Origin of the sequence: Micromonospora sp. NPDC049047 (genome assembly GCF_040649135.1) — a bacterium.
In the GTDB taxonomy this organism is placed as follows: domain Bacteria; phylum Actinomycetota; class Actinomycetes; order Mycobacteriales; family Micromonosporaceae; genus Micromonospora.
The window spans coordinates 573,793-594,539 of the sequence record NZ_JBEZEY010000001.1 but is presented as its reverse complement, the minus strand read 5'-3'; the positions used below and the strand labels follow the sequence as shown (position 1 = coordinate 594,539).

13 protein-coding genes are annotated in these 20,747 nt (G+C 69.1%); 2 read left to right on the top strand and 11 right to left on the bottom strand.

Annotation, left to right across the window (positions count from 1 at the left end):
* Nucleotides 1-67: 67 nt before the first annotated feature.
* From AB0B86_RS02590 to glgX, 6 genes are all read right to left on the bottom strand, one after another.
* Nucleotides 68-1,252, bottom strand: coding sequence for a helix-turn-helix domain-containing protein (locus tag AB0B86_RS02590; protein WP_357415050.1), 1,185 nt, complete (start codon nt 1,250-1,252; stop codon nt 68-70).
* Nucleotides 1,253-1,505: 253 nt separating this feature from the next.
* The gene (locus AB0B86_RS02585; protein ID WP_357414962.1) at nt 1,506-2,117 is read right to left on the bottom strand and encodes a hypothetical protein; all 612 of its coding nucleotides are present in this window, start codon (nt 2,115-2,117) and stop codon (nt 1,506-1,508) included.
* 56 nt (nt 2,118-2,173) lie between these two features.
* Nucleotides 2,174-3,856: an RNA-directed DNA polymerase gene (locus tag AB0B86_RS02580; protein WP_357414960.1), complete on the bottom strand. Its 1,683-nt coding sequence runs from the start codon at nt 3,854-3,856 to the stop codon at nt 2,174-2,176.
* A 246-nt stretch (nt 3,857-4,102) separates the two neighbouring features.
* Nucleotides 4,103-5,827, bottom strand: coding sequence for a malto-oligosyltrehalose trehalohydrolase (gene treZ, locus AB0B86_RS02575; RefSeq protein ID WP_357414959.1), 1,725 nt, complete (start codon nt 5,825-5,827; stop codon nt 4,103-4,105).
* Entirely contained in the window at nt 5,824-8,130 is a 2,307-nt protein-coding gene (treY, locus tag AB0B86_RS02570) for a malto-oligosyltrehalose synthase (RefSeq protein ID WP_357414957.1), read from the bottom strand. The genes treZ and treY overlap by 4 nt, the downstream gene beginning before the upstream one ends.
* A 1-nt stretch (nt 8,131) precedes the next feature.
* A complete protein-coding gene (gene glgX / locus AB0B86_RS02565) occupies nt 8,132-10,249 on the bottom strand; it encodes a glycogen debranching protein GlgX (protein ID WP_357414956.1) in 2,118 nt (705 codons plus the stop codon).
* A 501-nt stretch (nt 10,250-10,750) separates the two neighbouring features.
* Between glgX and AB0B86_RS02560 the strand changes: the two genes are divergently transcribed.
* Nucleotides 10,751-12,022, top strand: a complete 1,272-nt coding sequence (locus AB0B86_RS02560; RefSeq protein ID WP_357407654.1) for a glycosyltransferase family 4 protein — start codon at nt 10,751-10,753, stop codon at nt 12,020-12,022.
* A 434-nt stretch (nt 12,023-12,456) separates the two neighbouring features.
* Complete coding sequence (locus AB0B86_RS02555; protein WP_357407534.1) at nt 12,457-13,101, top strand: maleylpyruvate isomerase N-terminal domain-containing protein; 645 nt, start codon at nt 12,457-12,459, stop codon at nt 13,099-13,101.
* Nucleotides 13,102-13,435: 334 nt separating this feature from the next.
* On the opposite strand, the gene AB0B86_RS02550 is transcribed toward AB0B86_RS02555, so the two are convergent.
* The 5 genes from AB0B86_RS02550 to AB0B86_RS02530 form a co-directional block, all read right to left on the bottom strand.
* Nucleotides 13,436-14,719, bottom strand: a complete 1,284-nt coding sequence (locus tag AB0B86_RS02550; protein ID WP_357407537.1) for a citrate synthase — start codon at nt 14,717-14,719, stop codon at nt 13,436-13,438.
* Nucleotides 14,720-14,988: 269 nt separating this feature from the next.
* On the bottom strand, nt 14,989-17,085 hold the full coding sequence (locus AB0B86_RS02545; protein ID WP_357414954.1) for a sulfatase-like hydrolase/transferase: 2,097 nt from the start codon (nt 17,083-17,085) through the stop codon (nt 14,989-14,991).
* Entirely contained in the window at nt 17,078-18,508 is a 1,431-nt protein-coding gene (locus AB0B86_RS02540) for a class I SAM-dependent methyltransferase (protein WP_357414952.1), read from the bottom strand. The genes AB0B86_RS02545 and AB0B86_RS02540 overlap by 8 nt, the downstream gene beginning before the upstream one ends.
* A 16-nt stretch (nt 18,509-18,524) precedes the next feature.
* On the bottom strand, nt 18,525-18,674 hold the full coding sequence (locus AB0B86_RS02535; protein WP_007459587.1) for a hypothetical protein: 150 nt from the start codon (nt 18,672-18,674) through the stop codon (nt 18,525-18,527).
* A gap of 158 nt (nt 18,675-18,832) precedes the next feature.
* Nucleotides 18,833-20,641, bottom strand: a complete 1,809-nt coding sequence (locus AB0B86_RS02530) for a glycoside hydrolase family 15 protein (protein WP_357414950.1) — start codon at nt 20,639-20,641, stop codon at nt 18,833-18,835.
* Between the last annotated feature and the right edge of the window lie 106 nt (nt 20,642-20,747).

Genomic DNA, 20,747 nt, shown 5'->3' with positions numbered 1-20,747 from the left:
CATCAGGACGTGCTCACGTCCCAAACCGGACAGTAGGGCTGATTGGTGATGCGGTGATTACTGGCAGTTATGCGGCCAGGCTGATGCCGATACGGCCGGCGAGCAGCCGTAGCTCGTCGGGGATGGCCCGGCGCTGGGCGCGCTGGGCCAGGGTCACCACGGCGTCGCGGGCGAGAGGGTTGATGGCGAACGGAATCGGCGCGGCTCGCTCAGCCTGCACGAATGCGGCGAGGGCTTCGGCGTCTCGGCGACCGCCGTCCGCCAGCGCCCGCCCGATGTCGAGCCAGTAGGACAGCTGGCGATTCGACGCCTTGAGCACCTGCGGTCGAATGGTCCGGGACAGCTCGATTATCTTGCCGTACTCACCTTGCTCGGCCGCGATGGACATCTTCCAGAGCCCCACGTTGGTTGGCCCGAAGCAGCACCCGTTGAAGCCACCACCGTCGGCCGGATCTCCCAGACTCGCCGCCTCACGTGCGGCCTCGGCGAGGTGGTCGCGGGCATCATCCGGGCGAGCGTCCACCGTCGAGGCCAGCGCTGCCATGAGGTGAAGCTGACCAAGCATCTGCCGCACCCGGACGTCGGATGCGTCTCCCTGAAGCTCCACCAGCGACCGGTCAGCGGCCCTGGCTGCCAGGCGCGCGGACTCGATCGGCAGGCTCTGTGCGTAGACGAACCGCGATGCGCCAATCCAGGCGCGATCTTCGACGTCCTCAGCAGCGGACACGGATACCCGAGCGGCGTTGAGTGCCAGGTGGCGGTAGCCGAGGTGTCGAATGCAGGTAGAGGCCAGGTAGGCGACCTGGGCGAGTGTCGTCCCGCCCACGGCAGCGGCTTCGAGCAGCAGGCCCGGGAGCATCCGCGCCATAGCCGGATAGTTGCACGAATTGCGGAGCTGATCGGCTCGGGCGATCTCGGCTGCCAGGCGTTCGGCTGTGTAGGTGGACGGGCGACGCTCGCCGTCCTCGATCTCGATCAGGGCCGACCAGATCGCGGGCACGCACTCGGCGGCGCCCTCGCGGGCCGGGTCGCCGGACTCGGTCCCCTGACCGAGCAGGTCGGCCACCGTAACCTGGAGTGCTGCGGCGAGCGCGACCAGAGTGGAGCGACGGTCGATCGTCTTTCGACCCGACTCGACCTGCGACACGTATGACTGAGTGACGCCCGCAAGTCCAGCGAGGACGGCCTGGGTCATCCCGCCCCGACGCATCCGCCAGTAGCGGATCCTGGCACCGATGGTGTCCGGCTTCATCCCCATGCCTCCACCACTCCCAGCTATGAAGACCGGGATAGCGGGTACGGCCCGCTATCTACCCCCGTTGGACGGTACACCGGCCAAGGCGCGCACCGCTGATGCCGCTGGCGCTGGCCTAACCTACCGGTTGTGTCCGCCCGTCGCAGTTGCCACCTACCACTTACTCCCTGAAATCCGCCCGCTTGACGGCAGCGAGTCGGCGCGACCAAGATCCGCAGTAGTCAGCCGGTGAATTTGGCACAATACAGACTTAAGCAGAGACTTGGAAACCGACCATCGCATCTATTAGGTCATGCACAAGTTCCACGCCCGCTCGACCCGATACAGCGAAAGCAATATCATCGAAACTGCAACTAAATAGGCGCGCCCGACGCGGGTTGAAAAGGCTAATGTCGTCCACTTCCAGTCCGGACGCGTACCTCATCGCGCAGTAAATCAAGACTTGACGAAGATCCGTTCCTCGGAAAGGCCTTACAACCGTCTTGACTTCGACGAGGTGACTCAAGTCCAGCATGTCACCATAGGCTGAGTCCACAACGCCGCACCCAGGTACGGGATAGAAGTAGACCGGTTCAGCCATGGTATGCGCCAAGGTTACAAGGTTCTGCTGAAGCAGCGAAACCTCAAGTCTCTCCGACTCAGTCAGCGGCAACTCTCCGAACTGCCCTCGCGGCAGTAGCGATATCAACCCGGCAGCTGATCGCTCTGCTTCCAAATCGTCCTCGCCCAGAGGCGCTCCCACAGCGGCGCGACGAAAGGCAGTCTCTGCAATAACAGCACTTCTGTAGCCGTCATGAGCTACATCGACCGCCTCGCCCAACTGCAATTCATTCTCATTGATCCACCGCACCACTTGCTCCATCATGGGAGCATGTCGACGCCATATCGATCCTTGCAGCGAGAACCGCCGAACGGAAATCATACCGGGATCGACCATCCTGACATGTTGGCACGCCCGGCTGCCCATTTTTGAACTATGTCATCAAAAGAACCGACCTCAGGCTTGTTCGCGCGTCGCCAGTGACTACCTTCGTCACCCAACACATAACTAGCGACTCGAAAAGCTCGCTTAACCCAGGTATGATCTGTGCCGAAATAGTTCTTCCTATCACTAACCCAATACCCAACATTCCACTTCGCAAGCGCAAGCAGGATATCCCTCTGGATATTCGGGGCGGATTCCATGCTATAACCGTGTCGGGCGCTATACATGCGAATCAACATTCGCTCATTCAGGCGGCTCGGGTGCGCTGCAAGAACTCGAACAATGTAGGCCAGATTCAGGTCGTTCTTTGCAATATAATGCTCGTCTTCAACTAGTCCCCTAATCGTGGCTTGGATGCCGTCGGCCACAGATTTATCGTCCAATTGATCGAGGCATTGGCGCACCGCTAGCATGACCTGGGGAATTACCGGAGCGAGAGTCTCTACGTTCTCCAAAAGCGAGACGACGGCTTGAACCCTACTCTCCTCGTCCATGTACTGCAAAGCGCCTACGAGCTTTCTCGTAAGGCTGACATGAATGCGGCCCTTGGTGATCTCATCTCGCAACAGGCTCAAAATGTCAAACTCTGATATTTGAGCCATCATTCGCTCATAATCGTCGACCGCCGTCGTGGAGTAAGGGTCGAAATGGAGTCTGAGGCCAAGGAATTTGCCAGCCGTACCTGAATCACCCTGCTGTTGTGGTTCGGTAATCATCTGGTATTCCGCGGTCGTCATAATTCGGGTTTTGGCCTTCTGCAGAGAGAGCCCTCCGTTTCGCATCAACTTCTCGGAAAGCATTCCAATGCATCGGTGGGCCGATTGCAGATCGTTTACGAAGAAACGGTAGTCATCGGCGTACCGACAGAACTCGCCTGCATCTGCCTCGGCCAGAAGAAGCCGATCAACCTGATTGAGCACTAGCTCTGACAGAAGCCTCGCCGCGTTGCCCCCAACTGGCAAGCCGTAAGAAGACCCACCGCTCAACCTGGTCAAGATAGTAATAATTTGCCTGGAACGTTCCTTACTTAGATCGTCAACGATATGGAGCGCGTTTTCGAGACGGTGATGGTAAACACGCGAGTAGAAGTCCGCAATATCGACACTTACGACATACGCGTGCCGGAGGGCAAGTTCATTGCACCTATCTTGGAACCCCCTCCACCCGTCGAGCTTGAACATGCCCTTACTCGGGTCAGATTCGTATCTGTATGAAAACACTGTTTGCTCGTCGGGATCGATGCGGGATCTCTCAATTTCCGGGGCAAGAGATTCTACGATTCCAAGGAGATAAGCGTTCCATAGCGGATCAATCTGAGTAGCCCATCTGTAGCCCGCGTAACCAACAGGAGCTAGAGATGAGTGGCTGGCTATAGGTGCGCGGGAGAGGCTTCCCGAGAAGTCTCCTGACATAACCTGCAAGAGGTCAACAACCGCATCTTGACTGTCGTGGAAAACATGATTTTCGAACGGGAAAGGAAAGACATCCGTATCACCCTTGGTGGCTACGTTTGCAACAGCTCGTTCGAAGGACGATCGTTGAATCAGCGGCATTTGAACCTCAAGCATCTTCTCTTCCGGATCGGCCAAACTATCCCGATCCGTCGGAAACTTCAAGCTAAAGATCGAGCTTGAGGACACGGCCCGCCCGTTTTGGCTATCTTTCGAACAATCGATCCGGTAGGTCTCTTATGCTTAGCAAGCGATTCTAAGCCAGCAAGCGTTATCCGTTCGAGCCGGAGATGGCCTCCACCGGTTCCTGTCGAGCGGCACCGCAGCAGCTAGCAGCAACGAACGTGTTGCATACCTCTGATCTGTTCAGTGACCGCCATCGGCCAGGCTGGCTGAGGAGGGCAATGCGCCTCAGAGCGCCACGATCGCGGCAGTCTCCGCCGGCAGTTCGATCCGGTCCCGCATCACAGTGACCCCCTCCCCCGTAGCCAGGAGCACCCGCCGAGCCACCCCAGGCAACGACACCCCCTGCCCGCGCCCAGCAAAATTGGCGACAACAAGCGTGTCCCCCCGCCGCATCACCAGAAACTGGTCCCCATGCTGCACGGACACCGCGTGCAGCCGAGGATCTGACAGGTCCGGGCAGGAACGACGCAAGGCAATCAACCGCTGGTAGAACGACAACATCGAGGAGTGCTCAGGCTTGTCCAGCTCCGCCCAGTCCAACCGCGACCGGGTGAACGTCTCCGGGTCCTGCGGGTCCGGCACGTCCCCCTCCGGCCACCCGTGCGAGGCGAACTCCCGCCGCCGCCCACTACGCACCGCGGACGCCAGCTCCGGCTCGGGGTGCGAGGTGAAGAACTGCCACGGCGTAGAGGCAGCCCATTCCTCCCCCATGAACAGCATCGGCGTGAAGGGTGCGGTCAACAGCAACACAGCCCCAACGCGCAACAGCGCAGGCGAGAGAGAAGCCGAGATCCGGTCCCCGGTAGCCCGGTTCCCGATCTGGTCGTGGTTCTGGAGGTAGGCGACCAGCCGATGACCGGGGATGCGGGAGTCCAGAGGCCGCCCGTGGTGCCGGTTACGGAAGCTCGACCAGGTGCCCGCGTGGAAGAAACCACCCGTCAGCACGTCCGACAGCGTCTCCAGGGAGCCGAAGTCCCCGTAGTACCCCTGCCGCTCCCCCGTCAGCAACGTGTGCAGCGCGTGGTGGGCGTCGTCGTTCCACTGGGCGTGCAGCCCGAACCCACCCGCCTCCCGAGGGGTGATCAGCCGTGGATCGTTGAGGTCGGATTCGGCGATCAGCGACAACGGCCGCCCCAGGTGCGTCGACAACGACTCGACGGCGAGAGCCAGCTCTTCCAAAATCGGCACAGCTCGCGAGTCGGGCAGGGCGTGCACGGCGTCCAGGCGTAGGCCGTCGACGTGGTAGTCGCGCAACCACATCAGCACGCTGTCGATGATGTAGCGGCGCACCTCGTCGGAGTGCGGGCCGTCCAGGTTGACCGAGCGCCCCCAGCTGTTGCTCTGCTCGGCGAGGTACGGGCCGAACTGCGGCGCGTAGGCCCCGGAGGGCCCGAAATGGTTGTAGACAACGTCGAGGATCACCCCCAGCCCGCGGGAGTGGGCGGCGTCGACGAACCGTTTCAGGCCGTCGGGGCCACCGTAGGGCTGGTGGGGGGCATACCAGCAGACGCCGTCGTACCCCCAGTTGTGTTCGCCGTTGAAGGCGTTCACCGGGAGCAGCTCGATCAGGTCGACGCCGAGGTTCACCAGGTGGTCGAGGCGGTCGATTGCCGCGTCGAAGGTGCCCTCCGGGGTGAACGTGCCGATGTGCAGCTCGTAGAGGATGCTGCCGGGCAGTTGCCGGCCGGTCCACGAGGTGTCGGACCACGTGTAGGCGGAGTGGTCGTAGCGGCGGCTGGGCCCGTGCACACCAGCAGGCTGCCACGGTGACCGGGGGTCGGGCAGTGGGGTTTCGTCGTCGTTCAGCAGAAAGGAGTAGTCCAGGCCGGCGTCGGGGACGTCGACCCGCCACCAGCCGTCGGCGGCAGCGCGCATCTCGTGGTCGGCGTCGCCGGTCAGGCGCAGCCGCACGCGGGTGGCGTCCGGTGCCCACACGGAGAATTCGGTCATGACGCAGCCTCCACGGCAGCGGTGGGAGGAGCCAGCAGTGCGACGGGATAGTCGGACAGAAGGTCGTCCAGAGGGGTCTCCCCGCCACTGTAGACCCGGCCGGTGAACAGGTCCTTAACCTCGTTAACGGGAAGCGACAGTGCGGTGTCACACCAGCCTCCGGCGCGGGCCAGGCCCAACGGCAGCCGGGTCGCCACGGTGATCGCGCCGCCCCTGTCGAACGCCACGGCGTGCCGCCCCTGCGGTCCGTGCGCGGGCACCGGCCGGTAGCCGGTGAACAGCTCCGGGTGCGCCCGCCGCAACCGCAGCGTCCGCGACACCACGAGCAGCTTCGCCGCTCCGTCGGTGTCGATCGGGGGACGCCAGCCGCCGTCGATGCGCGCCAGCAACTCTCGGCGTACGTCGAAGTCGACAGGGCGGCGGTTGTCCGGGTCGACAAGGGAGTTGTCCCACAGCTCGGTGCCCTGGTAGGTGTCCGGCACGCCGGGCATGGTGAGCTGCACGAGTTTCTGCCCGAGCGAGTTGCACCAGCCGGCGGGGGCGATCGCGGCGGCGAGTTCGGTCAGCTCGTCGTGCAGGCTCGGGTCGTCGTACATCAGGTCGATCACCGCGTGCATGGCCTGCTCGAAGGCCGGGTCCGGGTCCGCCCAACTGGTCGAGGCCGCGGCCTCCCGGGCGGCCTTCTCGGCGTACGCGTGCAGCCGTTCCCGTTCGATCGGCCACGCGCCGACGGCGGTCTGCCAGAGCAGGTGGGCGAAGGCCGGGTCGGGCAGCGGCGCGTACTCCATCCAGGTTTTGACCTGCTCCGCCCAGCGGCCCGGCAGCTCGCTGAGCACGGCGAGGCGGGCCCGCACGTCCTCGCCGCGTTTGGTGTCGTGGGTGGAGACGGTAGTCATGCTGGCCGGCCAGCGGACCTGCTGGGCGGCGGCGAAGCGGTGGAACTCCGCCGGCGGCACCCCGAAGTGGGCGGGGTTGTCGCCTACCTCGTTGAGCGCCACGAACCGGGTCCAGCGGTAGAACGCGGTGTCCTCCACACCCTTGGCCATCACCGCGCCGGTGAGCTGCGGGAACCGCTGCGCCAGCTCGTCGTCGGGGTCGCGCAGTCGGCGGGTCACCGCGTCCAGGGCGGCGGCCAGGTCGGGGCGGCGGCGACCGGCCTCGGAGCGGGCGGCGGCGAGGTGCCGGGCGCCGTGCGGCGGGTAGCCCCGGTAGACGGCGAACGCGGCGGCCAGCTCGGCGAGCGCCGCGCGGGCCGCCTCGGTGGGCACCTCGGGGGCGAGCGCGGCCAGCCGGGTCAGCTCGGCGGCGAGGAGCCCGGTGGCGGCGGCCAGTTTGGTGGCGTGGGTCAGGTCCTCCCAGGAGGTGTGCCGCCCGGTGAGCTGGGTGTCCAGCACCGTGAAGTCGCCCTCGGCGTCGGTGTCGACGAACAGCCCGCCGACCGCGGCCAGGGCGTCGTAGCCGGTGGTGCCGTCCACCGGCCAGTCCGGCAACTCCTCGCCGTACTCCAGGATCTTCTCCACCACCAGCCAGGCGTCCGGCGCGGCCTCGCGCAGCCGGGCCAGGTAGCCGGCCGGGTCACGCAGGCCGTCCGGGTGGTCGACCCGGATGCCGTCGACCTCCCCGGCAGCGGCCCAGCGCAGGATCAGCTCGTGGGTGGCGGCGAACACCGCCGGGTCCTCCACCCGCAGGCCGGCCAGGTCGGCGATGGCGAAGAACCGGCGGTACGTCAGCTCGGCGTCCCCGCGCCGCCAGGAGACCAGCTCGTAGTGCTGCCGGTCGTGCACCTCCCGGGCGGTGCCGTCGCCGGTGCCGTCGGCGATCGGGAAGCGGTGCTCGTGGTAGCGCAGCTCGTTGTCGACGACCTTGAGGTCGTCCAGGGCGGCCGGGTCGTCGGCGAGCACCGGCAGCAGCAGTCGGCCCCGGTCCCAGTCGATGTCGAACCAGTCGGCGTAGGACGAGTCGCGGCCCCGGCGCAGCACGTCCCACCAGGGCGGGTTGGCCGGTGGCACGGCGACCCCGGCGTGGTTGGGCACGATGTCGACGACCAGGCCGAGCTGCCTGTCCCGCAGCGCGGACAGCAGGCGCTGGCGGGCGGCCTCACCGCCCAGCTCCGGGTTGACCGCCCGGTGGTCGACCACGTCGTAGCCGTGCTGGGAGCCGGGGGTGGCGGCCAGCAGCGGGGCGGTGTAGAGGTGGCTGACGCCGAGGGCGGCGAGGTAGTCGACGATCGCGGCTGTCGCGTCCAGGTCGAAGCCGGGGCGGACCTGGACGCGGTAGGTGGCCCGGGGAGGGGTGGCCGGCATGTCAGATCATCCTCTCCAACACGACGAGGGACCGGTCCGGCACCCGGATGGTGCCGCCCGCGCTGATCACCGTGGCGTCGCCCGGCTCGGGTTCGGCAGTGCTGATCACCCGTTCCCACTTCTGGCCGTACTCGCTGCCCGGCATGGTGAAGTCCAGCGGCGCGTCGTGGGCGTTGAAGCAGAGCAGGAACGAGGCGTCGTGGTGTTTCTGGCCGTACTGGCCGCGTTCGCGGATGCCCTCGCCGTTGACGAACAGGGCCACCGAGCGGCCGAAGTCGTTGCCCCAGTCCTCGCCGGTCATCTCCCGCCCGTCGGGGGTGTGCCAGGCCAGGTCCGGCAGTGGCTCGTCGATGCCGCGCCCGTTGACCGGCAGGCCGGTGAAGAACCGGCGGCGGCGGAACACCTGGTGCCGTTTGCGGAACGCGGTGAGCGTCTGGACGAACTCCAGCAGCTGCTCGTCGACGTTGTCCCAGTCCACCCAGGCCAGCTCGCTGTCCTGGCAGTAGACGTTGTTGTTGCCGTGCTGGGTGCGGCCCAGCTCGTCGCCGTGGCCGATCATCGGCACCCCCTGCGACAGCATCAGGGTGGCCAGGAAGTTGCGCCGCTGCTTGGCCCGCAGCGCCAGGACCGCCTCGTCGTCGGTGTCGCCCTCGACCCCGCAGTTCCAGGACCGGTTGTGGCTCTCGCCGTCGCGGTTGTCCTCGCCGTTCGCCTCGTTGTGCTTGTCGTTGTACGACACCAGGTCGTTGAGGGTGAACCCGTCGTGCACCGTGACGAAGTTGATGCTGTGGAACGGGCGGCGGCCGTCGTCCTGGTAGAGGTCGGCGGAGCCGGAGATGCGCGACGCGAACTCGGCAAGGGTGGCCGGCTCACCGCGCCAGAAGTCCCGCACGGTGTCCCGGTACTTACCGTTCCACTCCGTCCACAGTGGTGGGAAGTTGCCCACCTGGTAGCCGCCGGGGCCGACGTCCCACGGCTCGGCGATCAGCTTCACCTGGCTGACCACCGGGTCCTGCTGGACCACCTCGAAGAACGTCGACAGCCGGTCCACCTCGTAGAACTCGCGGGCCAGGGTGGCCGCCAGATCGAAGCGGAACCCGTCCACGTGCATCTCGGTCACCCAGTACCGCAACGAATCCATGATCAGTTGCAGGGAGTGCGGGCTGCGCACGTTGAGGCTGTTGCCGGTGCCGGTGTAGTCGACGAAGTAGCGGCGGTCCTCCTCGCTGAGCCGGTAGTAGCTCGGCGCGTCCACGCCCTTGAAGCTCAACGTCGGGCCGAGGTGGTTGCCCTCGGCGGTGTGGTTGTAGACCACGTCGAGGATGACCTCGATGCCGGCCGCGTGCAGCGCCTTGACCATGCCCCGGAACTCCTGCACCTGCTGGCCGAGCCGGCCCAGCGCCGAGTAGCCGTGGTGCGGGGCGAAGAACCCGATGGTGTTGTAACCCCAGTAGTTGCGCAGCCCCAGGTCGTGCAGCCGGTGGTCGTGCACGAACTGGTGCACCGGCATCAGCTCGATCGCCGTCACCCCGAGCCGGGTCAGATAGTCGATCATCGGCGGGGAGGCGATGCCCGCGTACGTGCCGCGCAGCTCCTCCGGGATGTCCGGGTGGCGCATGGTCAGCCCGCGTACGTGCGCCTCGTAGATCACCGAGTGGTGGTAAGGGGTGCGCGGCGGCTTGTCGTTGCCCCAGTCGAAGTACGGGTTGACCACCACCGACTTCGGCATGAACGGCGCCGAGTCGGTCTCGTTCATCCGCTCCGGCTCGGCCATGTCGTAGTCGTAGACCGCCGGGTCCCACTCGATGTCACCGTCGATGGCCTTCGCGTACGGGTCGAGCAGCAGCTTGTGCGGGTTGCAGCGCAACCCGTTGGCCGGGTCGTACGGGCCGTACACCCGGTAGCCGTAGCGCTGCCCCGGCTCGATGCCCGGCAGGTACGCGTGCCACACGTACGCGTCCACCTCGCGCAGCTCGACGCGGCGCTCCGCGCCGGTGTCCCACTCGTCGAAGAGGCACAACTCGATCCGCTCGGCCACCTCGGAGAAGATGGCGAAGTTGGTGCCCATCCCGTCGTAGGTGGCGCCCAGGGGATACCGCTCGCCCGGCCAGACCTGCATGTTGCTCCTTAGCCCATGGTTGTGCCCGCACCGGCCGACGCATGCCCGCGCGCACGCAGGTAATGCCCCCGGCCCGGCAGCGCCAATCCATCCTTTCAGGCGGTGCCGGAAAACCACCTGTCTGATGCGGGCTACACCCTCAGGTGTCCTCCGTCACGATGACCCTTTTCGAGGTGCGTTCTCGGGCCCGATGCACTTTCCTTTACCGGGGACAAGCGTTCGCGCGCGTTCCGCCTGGCCCTCCGCCACCCCTTACACCTCACTCCGCCGCCACTGACGTCGGCGTACCACCATGCCTGGACGGAGATTGATGTGACCCCGCGGGTCGACGAGCAGCACACAGCCACCAAGGACCGAGCCCACCGGCCCACCCTGACCTCCCGGTCACCGCTCCCGACCCAGTCCGGTCACCTCGCGCAGCCCGGTCTCTCCGTGCAGCCCGGCGCGACGGTGCCGGCGCAGCCCGGGGCCGGGGTGCCCCCGCAGACCCGCCGCATCCTGATGCTGTCGTGGGAGTACCCGCCGGTGCTCGTCGGCGGCCTCGGCCGCCACGTGCACGCGCTGTCGGTGGCCCTGGCCGCCGCCGGCCACGAGGTCACCGTCGTCACCCGCCACACCGAGGGCGCACCCCTTGAGGAGTACGCCGACGGCGTGCGCGTGCTGCGCGCCCCCGAGGACCCGGTGACGTTCCCCCTCGCCACCGACTCCCTGCTGGCCTGGACCATGGCCTTCAACCACACCCTCACCCGCACCGCCCTGCGCGCCACCCAAGCCGGCTCGTACGACGTCATCCACGCCCACGACTGGCTCGTCGCCCACACCGCGATGACGTTGCGCGACCACCTGGACATCCCGCTGGTCAGCACGATCCACGCCACCGAGGCCGGGCGGCACCAGGGCTGGCTGCCCGAGGAGATGAACCGCACCATCCACGGCGTCGAGCAGTGGCTCACCAGTGAGTCCAACCGGGTGATCGTCTGCTCCGGGTACATGCGCGACGAGGTGAACGCGCTGTTCGACGTACCGGCCGGGCGGGTCGACGTGGTCGCCAACGGGGTGGAGCCGCACCGCTGGCGGGTGCCCGCGAGCGCTGTCGCCGCCGCCCGGGCCCGGTTCGCCGGGACCGGCCCGCTTGTCACCTTCGCCGGCCGCCTCGTCTACGAGAAGGGCGTGCAGCACCTGATCGCCGCGCTCCCCTGGCTGCGCGAGCGGCACCCCGGGCTGCGTGCCGTGATCGCCGGCGACGGCCCGTACCGCGCCGAACTGGAGGCCGAGGTGCACCGCCGTGACCTCGGCGGCATGGTCACCATGCCCGGCTTCCTGGGCGGCACCGACCTGCCGGCGTTGATGGCCGCGTCCGACTGCTTCGCGGTGCCGAGCATCTACGAGCCGTTCGGCATGGTCGCCCTGGAGGGCGCCGCGGCCGGCGCACCCCTGGCCGTCGCCGCAACCGGCGGCCTCGGCGAGATCGTCGAACCGGGCACGACCGGGATGACCTTCCGCCCGCACGACCCCGACGGGCTCGCCGACGCGGTGCACGCGCTGCTGTCCGACCCCGACCGGTCCCGGGTGATGGCCCGCCGGGCCCGCCGGATGGTCCACGACCAGTACGGCTGGTCGGCCATCGCCCAGCGCACCGCCGCCAGCTACGCCGCCGCCATCGCCACCGACGCCGCGTTCACCGCCGAGCGGGCCGAGCGGCGGATGTCGCAGGGCCGGGCCCTCCCGGCGCTGCCCGAGGGCAACCTGCTGGCCGCCGCCGGCCTGCGCTGAGCTGCGCTGACCTCAGGGTCGTGCCGCCCGGCGGGCGCGGTGCGCCTTGATCATCTCGCGTTCCTTGAAGTCGGGGTGTCCTAGCGTCCAGGACACCCCGACTTCCTGTAAACGGAGTCGACTATGCGCTCGCGGCCGCCGAGCGTGCCACGACGACGCCGGTCGGCCCGGTACGCGGGCCCCGGCGCGGCGCGCGAGCCCCGGCGCAGCGCGGGGCGTCCCTGCGCGGCCCACCGCCCCGGTCCACCGCTCCGGCCTACGACCTCGATCCGGAGTCGGCGACCAGGCCTGACCCACAACCTCGATCCGGGCCTGCCGAGCCGAGCCCCGATCCACCACCCCGGCCCACCACCGCAGTCCGTGACCCCATCGGCCGGGCTGCCGCCGCGTCTCGCCGCGCGGCGGGGACCCGTCGGGACTGTCAGAATGTGCCGATGTCTCGCCCTGTCGACGCCCTGGATTCCGCGTTCCCGGTTGCCGCTTCGATCGCTCTGGACCTGATCCGCCGCCCTGAGGTGTCGGAGCAGTGGTCACGCCCCAGCGCCCTGCCGCACCTGTCCATCGGCGGTCTGGCCTGTCACCTGGGACGTCAGGCGATCCGGGCGGCGGAACTGCTGCCGACGCCGACCGACCTGCCGGTTCTGGAGTCTGCCGACGATCACTACGAGCGAGCCGCCTGGGTTACCGAAGGAATCCCCGACGAGGCCACGGTCGCCGCGAGCAACGACGAGGAGGACGCCGCCCGAGGTACGGCTGACCTGCACGCCCGCTCCGCCGCCGCGCTGAAGGAGGCGGGCGACCTGCTGGCGCGCGGCGCGGCCCGGGACGTCGTACCCATTCCGTGGCAGGGCTGGGCCCTGCGGCGCGCTGACTTCCTGCTCACCCGCCAGTTGGAGATCGTGGTCCACTCCGACGACCTCGCGGTGAGCATCGGCGTACCCACGCCGGAGTTCCCGGCGGAGGTCTTCGACCCGGTCCGCGACCTGCTGGTGCGGCTGGCGGTACGCCGCCGAGGTCAGTCCGCGCTGATCAGCGCATTGAGCCGCAGCGAGCGGGCACAGGACATCTCCGCCTTCTGACCTCGCTAGGGCGGCGATCGGCCGTTGATCGACTCGGCTTTCATGAAGGCGCGGTATTCCGGCGCCGCCGATGCCCCGACTTGCAGGAAGCCGAGTCGATCAAGCGCGACGCGGCCGAGCCGGGGCCGACACGCCGCGACCGACGAAGGCGACAGGCCGACACGACCGACACGACCGACGAAGGCGACAGGCCGGCGCGACCGCACGGCCGACAAAGGCGACAGACCGACGCGGCCGACGAAGGCGACAGGCCGCCGACCCGAGCGGGTCGACGGCCTGCGGTGGTGCGTAGAAGCGCGGTGGTGCGAGAAGCTGGGGCGCGAACGGGCGGAGGTCAGCGCTCGTTGAAGGGGACGTAGTCCCGCTCGGGTGCGCCGACGTAGACCTGCCGCGGGCGGCCGATCTTGGTCTCCGGGTCGCTGATCATCTCGCGCCACTGGGCGATCCAGCCGGGGAGCCGGCCGAGCGCGAAGAGCACGGTGAACATCTTGGTCGGGAAACCCATGGCCTTGTAGATCAGGCCGGTGTAGAAGTCCACGTTCGGGTAGAGCCGACGGGAGACGAAGAAGTCGTCCGCGAGGGCGATCTCCTCCAACTCCATGGCGATGTCCAGCAGCGGGTCCGGCTTGGCCATCCGGCCCAGCACGTCCTGCGCGGCCTTCTTGACGATCGCCGCACGCGGGTCGTAGTTCTTGTAGACCCGGTGGCCGAAGCCCATCAGCTTGACGCCGTCCTCCTTGTTCTTCACCTTGCGGACGAAGGAGCGGACGTCGTCGTCACCGGCGTGGATCTGCTCGAGCATCTCCAGCACCGCCTGGTTGGCGCCGCCGTGCAGCGGGCCGAACAGCGCGTTCACGCCCGCGGAGACCGAGGCGAACAGGTTGGCGTTGCTGGAGCCGACCAGGCGGACGGTCGACGTGGAGCAGTTCTGCTCGTGGTCGGCGTGCAGGACGAAGAGCATGTCCAGCACCTTCGACATCACCGGGTCGACCTCGTACGGCTCCGCCGGCACGCCGAAGGTCATCCGCAGCAGGTTGTCCACGTACCCGAGCGAGTTGTCCGGGTAGAGCAGCGGCTGCCCGATGGACTTCTTGTAGGCGTACGAGGCGATGGTGGGCACCTTCGCCATCAGCCGGACCGTGGAGATCTCCACGTGCTCGGAGTCGAACGGGTCCAGGCTGTCCTGGTAGAAGGTCGACAGGGCGCTGACCGCGGACGACAGCACCGCCATCGGGTGGGCGTCCCGGGGGAAGCCGTCGAAGAAGCGGCGCATCTCCTCGTGCAGCAGCGAGTGCCGCCGGATCCACTCGGTGAACTCGGTCAGCTGCGCCTCAGTCGGCAGCTCACCGTAGATGAGCAGGTAGGAGACCTCCAGGAAGGAGGACTTCTCGGCCAGTTGCTCGATCGGGTACCCCCGGTAACGCAGGATCCCCGCGTCGCCGTCGATGTAGGTGATCGCCGATGAGGCAGCGGCGGTGTTGACGAAACCGGGGTCGTACGTCGTCATCCCGGTTTCCTTCAGCAGCTTGCTCACCCCGATACCGGCGGGGCCCTCGACCGCTGGGTGTACCGGCATCGACAGCTGCCCACCGGGGTGATCGAGCTTGACTTCCGTCATGTGGTTCCTCGCTTCGCCGGCAGATCTACGTTGAATTGCCTTCGCTTCTACCGTAATTGCGGCTCCGGGGACAACGCCCGCCGTGGTTCGGCGGTGAGGTATGCGTCACCCGATTCCCGACCGGGCCGCCGGGAAACCCACCGTCCCGGTAGTCGGGACCGGAGCCGAAGGCAGCACCGAGGCGGGCCGGGGGCAGCACCGGGACCGAAGGCAGCACCGGGACCGGGGCCGAAGGCAGCACCGGGACCGAAGGCAGCGCCGGGGCCGGGTCAGGACAGCGCGAGGCGCCGCAGCGTACCGTCCGTCGCGACCTGGAAGACGTCGAGCTGGTTGCTGCCGGCGTGGAACAGCTTGTCGTCGGTGAGCAGCGCCGCGAAGCGGCGTCCGCCGGGGTCGGGCGGCACCACCGGGACGACGGCCCCGATCCGGCCGTTGACGGCCACCGCCAGCAGCGTGCCGTTCGGGATCCGGTCCGGCACGTCCCCCCAGACGAGCGCCGGGAGGGTGCCGGTGTCCGGGTCCGTGGCCTTGAACGCGGCCAGGTCGGCGACCCGGGCGTCGCCGGCGGCCGGGCCGGCGCGGACCTCGGTGCCGACCAGCGGGTGCGGTGACGGCAGCGGCGGCGGGGTGGGCACCCCACCGGGGAAGGTGACCGGTTCGCCGGGGCGGTCGTAGAAGTGTTTCGTGCCGTCGGTGCGGGGGGCCTGTCGGGCGGAGCGGCCGTCGACGCGCCAGGGCAGCCGGAGGTTGGCCTCGTCGGCCACTGTCGGCAACAGGTCGACGTGTTCCCAGTTGCGGTCGTCCACCCGCCCGGTCTGCTGCCGGGGCTCCTTGACGAACGTCGGCACCCAGGCGACCTCACCGGCGGCGGCCTTGATCGCGTCCATGCCCCGGCCCTGGGCGCCGGGGCGGAAGCTGACGCCGTGGTCGGCCGTGACCACGACGAGGGCCTGGTCGTAGAGACCGCTGGCGCGCAGCGTCCGCAGGGTTTCCCCGATCAGCCGGTCGGTGTAGCCGAGCTGGGCGAGGTGGCGTTGCCGGGCCAGGTCGATCCAGCCGGCGCCGTCGTTGGGCAGGTCCTCGGGGGCGTCGTAGCGGGCCCCCGACGGCAGGTACGCCCACGGCGAGTGCGGCATCAGCAGGTGCAGGAAGTGCAGGGTGGGGCGGGGCGTCGGCTTCAGGCCGGCCAGGAAGCTGGTGAACCGGGCCGGTTGGTTGTCGTCCAGGGTGTCCCAGCGGAACGTCGGGTCGGCCGGCACCGGCTCGGCGGCGTCCAGACCGGCCTCGGCCCGGGTCTGCTCCCGGTAGGAGTCCTCCGGGTCGACGGCGCTCTCCGTCGGCCCGGCGAGTTGGCCCAGCAGCTTGCCGGTTTGCCGGACCAGCACGCCGAGCCCCTGTTCGGGGGCGACCGGTTGGTCGCAGCGGCTGGGCGGGCACAGGCGGGTGATGCTCTCCTCGGCGCGGATGTCGTACAGGCCGCCGAAGGCGGTGAAGATGTTGTCCGGGTACTGCGAGTAGTGCGGGGCGACCGGCTTCGCCGGGTACCGGCCGGTGAGCATCGCGGGCAGCGCGTTGGGGGTCCAGCCGCTGACCCCCGTGGCGTTGCGGTACCAGGTCGAGCCGGCGGCCAGCTCGGCGAAGTGCGGGTACCGCGTGGCGTCGATCCGCCCATCCGTGCCGAGCAGGCTTACCAACGGCAGCTCGTCGAGGATCAGCATGACCACCGGCGGGTGCGCGCCGGTGCCCTGCGCGGTGCCGGCCGCGCCGCCGTCGCCGCGCGGCAGCACCACCGCCGAGGTGGGTGAGACAAGCAGGAACAGCGCCACGAACGCCACCGGCCCGGCGGCGGCCAGGCGCAGCACCCGGCCCGGCGCCCGCCACCGCCGGTACGCGGCCACGCCGCCGGCCCCGACCAGCACGGCCACCAGCAGCAGGGGTACGCCCCGAAGCGGCGTCACGTGCCGGCCCACCTGCACGGCGAGGGCGGCGAGCAGCAGCCCGACCAGCCCGGTGTGGGTGAGCGCGCGTACGGTCCTGCCGGCCAGTCGACTGAGCGCGCCGAGCACCGCCACCACGCTGGTGGGCAGCACCGTCACCAGTGCGGTCAGCAGCAGGATCTGGGCCGGGCCGGCGCGGTGGAACAGGAAGAAGTCGGGGCTGCGGCCGAGCACGTCCAGCAGCGGTTGGGTGATCACCAGCCCGACCAGGGCGACCACCTCCAGAAGCCGACCCAGCTCGCCCCGCCAGCCCCGGTCCCACCGCCCGGTAGTCGACCCGTCCGATCGACCGGCGTCCCGGGCCGACTGGTCGTCCGGGCTCGACTGCTCATCGGGAGCCGACGGGCCGTCGGGAGCCGGTTCAGCCACTCATCACCGTCCGGTAGAGCGTGCGGGTGCCCGACGGCAGTTCCAGCCGTTCGGTGACCCGGCCCCGAGCGGCGAGCAGCGCCTCGAAGGTGTCGCGTCGGTAGTCCGGGAAGAATCCTGCGGGTTTGTTGGCCAACAGCCGGATGGCCATCGGGTCCTCGGGGTGGACGAACTCGACCACCACGGTGCCGCCCGGCGCGGTCAGCCCGGCCAGCCAGTCGACGACCTCCGGCAGCGGCACGTTGCGCCCGATCGCCAGGTGGTGCACGACGGCCAGGGCGAGCACCACGTCGGCGGACGCCCGTTCGGCGAAGCCGGCCCGTTCCACGCCCCGCCAGCCGCCGCCGGGTGACGGGTCGGCCAGGTCCAGCACCAGCGGCAGGATCCGGCGTTGCCCCTCGGCGCGCAGCTTGCGGTACAACTCGTCGACGACGGCCGGGTCCTGCTCGACGGCGACCACGTAGTCGGCGTGCCCGGCCGCCAACCGGGAGTACCGGCCGTCGTTGGCGCCGAGGTCGAGCACCAGGCGGGGGCGGGTGCCGGCGGCCACCGCGGCGGCGACGAACTGCTCCTTCGCCACCCGGTCCCGCGCCGAGTAGCCGCAGGTGTGCTGGTAGTCCGACCAGTGGCTGCCGGCCGGGCGGTGGTCGAGCTTGCCGACCAGTTTCCGGATGCCCCGTACGGTGGCCAGCAGCAGCTCCCGGGAGAAGCCGGCGGCCCGTAGCTGGTCGCGGACGTCGGTGGTGCTGGCGGCGGCGTTGCGGCGCTGCATCGCGCCGTGCAGGTGCAGGTGGGTCAGCACGCCGGGCCGCAGTCGGCGGACACCGCCGAACAGGGGCCGGAGTTCGTCGGCCTCGATGCCGTCGACCCGGGCGCGCAGCCAGGGTTGGAAGTCGACGCCGAGGTGGGCGGTGAGCAGCAGCGGGTAGAGCACGGTCTGGCAGAACTGGCGGTAACCGGCCCACGGCTCGCCGTCGCGGACCGGTTCGAAGGAGCCGATGTCGATGAAGACCGGTTCCGCGCCGCGCCACTGCAGGTTGTACGCCGAGCCGTCCTTGGTGGTGAAGCCCTCGGCGAGGGCGGCCTCCAGGATCTCCAGGTGCAGCAGGGCGGCGTCGCGCAGCATGCTGAACGACCACTCGTACGGGTGGGAGACGAACGGGATGCGCTCGTGGCGCAGCACGGCGGCCCAGGGTGCGCCGGTCGCGGCGGGCACCAGTGTCGACGGGGCGTCCTCGGTGGCGCAGACCTTGCGCGCGGCGACCAGGGCCGGGAAGAACGTGCTGCCGGCCAGGGCACGCCAGTGCTCGGCGGCCCGCGGGTCCAGCCCGCGCAGCACCTCGTCACCGACGTGGAAGACCCGGTTGGCGGGGTCGCGGAAGGAGGCCGGCTCGGGTCGTACCTCGGTGGGTGAGATCGCCATCGTCGGACCGGTCCGCTCAGCGCTGGTCGGTCGGTTGCCGGCGGAACCGGTCGACGAGACGTCGCCAGTAGAGCTTGGCGGCGACCGCGGCGCCGGCTACCCCGCCGACGACCGCCTGCACGATCAGGCTGCCGGATCCCGCGTCCAGGTAGGCCAGATGTATCACCGATCGCTCCTTGCCCTCGCCGTCTCGAAACCGGCGTCCCGGCCGTACACCGGTGAGGCTTTTGACCCAGAAAGCCGGACTTGTCCCTCACCGTACGCCGATCGACATCCGTGTCGCGGGCACATTGGCGGACTCTCAGCCTCGCCACAGGATGTGATTCACACGCTCCGGTCCGCCCACGCGTGCAAGGCGTCGCGGTCGCCGGCAGCGTCGAGGTTCAGGGCCGCCTCGATCAACGCAAGGTGGGTGAAGGCCTGCGGATAGTTGCCCAGCGCGGTGCCGGCGGCGTCGACCTGCTCGGCGTACAAGCCGAGGGGTCCGGCGTACGCGCACAGCTGGTCGAACAACTCTGCCGCCTCGTCGCGCCGCCCCGCCAGCACCAACGCGGAAACCAGTTCGAAGGAGCAGAGCAGGAACGCGCCCTCCTCGCCGGGCAGGCCGTCGTCGATCGCGTACCGGCGGATCAGCGCCGGTGCGACGGCGAGGTCCCGCCGGACGCGGTCGATGGTGGCGACCACCCGCGGGTCGTCCCCGGGGAGGAACCCGACCAGGGGTATCCGCAGCAGCGAGGCGTCGAGGTGCGTCGAGTCGTACGCCAGCACGAAGCTGTCGATGCCGGTGTCGTAACCGCGCGCGATCACCTCGGCGTGGACGGCGTCGCGGTTGGTGCGCCACCTGTCGACGGGCGCGTGGTCGTCGCCGAGCAGCTCGGCGAGGCGGATGCCCCGGTCGAGGCAGACCCAGGCCATCACTTTCGAGTTGACGTAGTGCCGGCGCGGTCCCCGGATCTCCCAGATGCCGTGGTCGGGTTCCCTCCACCGGGCGGCCATCGTGTCGACGTGCCGGCGCAGGACCCGCCACTGCACACCTGTCAACTCGCCGGTGAGCTGCTGGTACGACAGCGCGGCGTCGAGCACGTGCCCGTACGTGTCGAACTGCACCTGGTGGGCGGCCTCGTTGCCGACGCGCACCGGGCGGGAGCCGGCGTAACCGTCGAGGTGGTCGAGGACCCTCTCCTCGCCGGTCGCCCCGTGGATCCCGACGAGCGGAGGCAGGTCGGCGCCGGCGCCGGCGCAGGTCGTCAACAGGAAGCGCAGGTAGCGACGGCCCTCCTCGGCGTGGCCCAGCCGGAACAGAGCGAGCAGCAGCAGCGCGGCGTCGCGGTGCCAGGTGAAGCGGTAGTCCCAGTTGCGGACCCCGCCGATCTCCTCGGGCAGCGCGGCGGTGGGCGCGGCGAGCAACGCCCCGGTCTCGTCGAAGGACAGGCCCCGCAGGACGGTGGCGCTGTGCCGTACCTGGTCGCTGCCGTGGCCGGTGTAGTCCGCGCGGTCGGACCACTCGCGCCAGGTCCGGCAGCTCTGCGCCATCAGCTCGGCGGAGTCGACCGCCTCGGCCGGGCCTGCGCCGTAGTCGAGCAGCACGTCGACCGTCTGCCCCGCGTGCAGCACCGCCTCGGCCCGGAGCTTCGCCCCGTCGACGCGGAACGGCAGCGTCGAGCGGAGCCCCAGCCCGGCGTCGGCCGCCACCCACCGGTCGCCGTCGCGGTGCCACCCGACGGCGTGGGCGCCGTAGCCGGTGCGAGGCGTCACCTCGGCGCGTACCCGCACCGAACCCCGGCGCACGGTGAGGCGGCGTACCAGCAGCATGCCCGCGCGGAACGGCTGGGCGGCGTCGCCGGCGCGGACCGCCAGGAAGTCCTGACCGACCGCGCTACCCCCGGTCGCGTGGTGCACGGTCTCCAGCACCAGCGTGCCGTGCAGGTACCGGCGGACCGGCTCGGCACAGCCCTCGACCGCGAGCGTGAACGCGCCACCCACGCGCCGGTCCAGCAGCCGCGCGAAGACCGCGTCACCTTCGAAGTGCGGCACGCAGAACCAGTCGACGGTGCCGTCCGCGCCGACGAGCGCCCCGGTGTGGGTGTCGGACAGGAACGCGTACGAGTCGATCGGCGGCACAGAGCTGGGCAAGCCGGGAGCCGGCACGGGACTGGTCAAGCCGGGGACCGGCACGCGGCGCGCTTACCCGGCGCGGGACCCGGGAAACAGCCGTCGGCGACTACCGGTCGCGCCGCCG

Bases quoted from the DNA above. Each gene is read 5' to 3' on its own strand.
- AB0B86_RS02590 (WP_357415050.1), bottom strand. From the start codon at position 1,252: ATGAAGCCGGACACCATCGGTGCCAGGATCCGCTACTGGCGGATGCGT.
- AB0B86_RS02585 (WP_357414962.1), bottom strand. From the start codon at position 2,117: ATGGAGCAAGTGGTGCGGTGGATCAATGAGAATGAATTGCAGTTGGGC.
- treZ (WP_357414959.1), bottom strand. From the start codon at position 5,827: ATGACCGAATTCTCCGTGTGGGCACCGGACGCCACCCGCGTGCGGCTG.
- treY (WP_357414957.1), bottom strand. From the start codon at position 8,130: ATGCCGGCCACCCCTCCCCGGGCCACCTACCGCGTCCAGGTCCGCCCC.
- glgX (WP_357414956.1), bottom strand. From the start codon at position 10,249: ATGCAGGTCTGGCCGGGCGAGCGGTATCCCCTGGGCGCCACCTACGAC.
- AB0B86_RS02560 (WP_357407654.1), top strand. From the start codon at position 10,751: ATGCTGTCGTGGGAGTACCCGCCGGTGCTCGTCGGCGGCCTCGGCCGC.
- AB0B86_RS02555 (WP_357407534.1), top strand. From the start codon at position 12,457: ATGTCTCGCCCTGTCGACGCCCTGGATTCCGCGTTCCCGGTTGCCGCT.
- AB0B86_RS02550 (WP_357407537.1), bottom strand. From the start codon at position 14,719: ATGACGGAAGTCAAGCTCGATCACCCCGGTGGGCAGCTGTCGATGCCG.
- AB0B86_RS02540 (WP_357414952.1), bottom strand. From the start codon at position 18,508: ATGGCGATCTCACCCACCGAGGTACGACCCGAGCCGGCCTCCTTCCGC.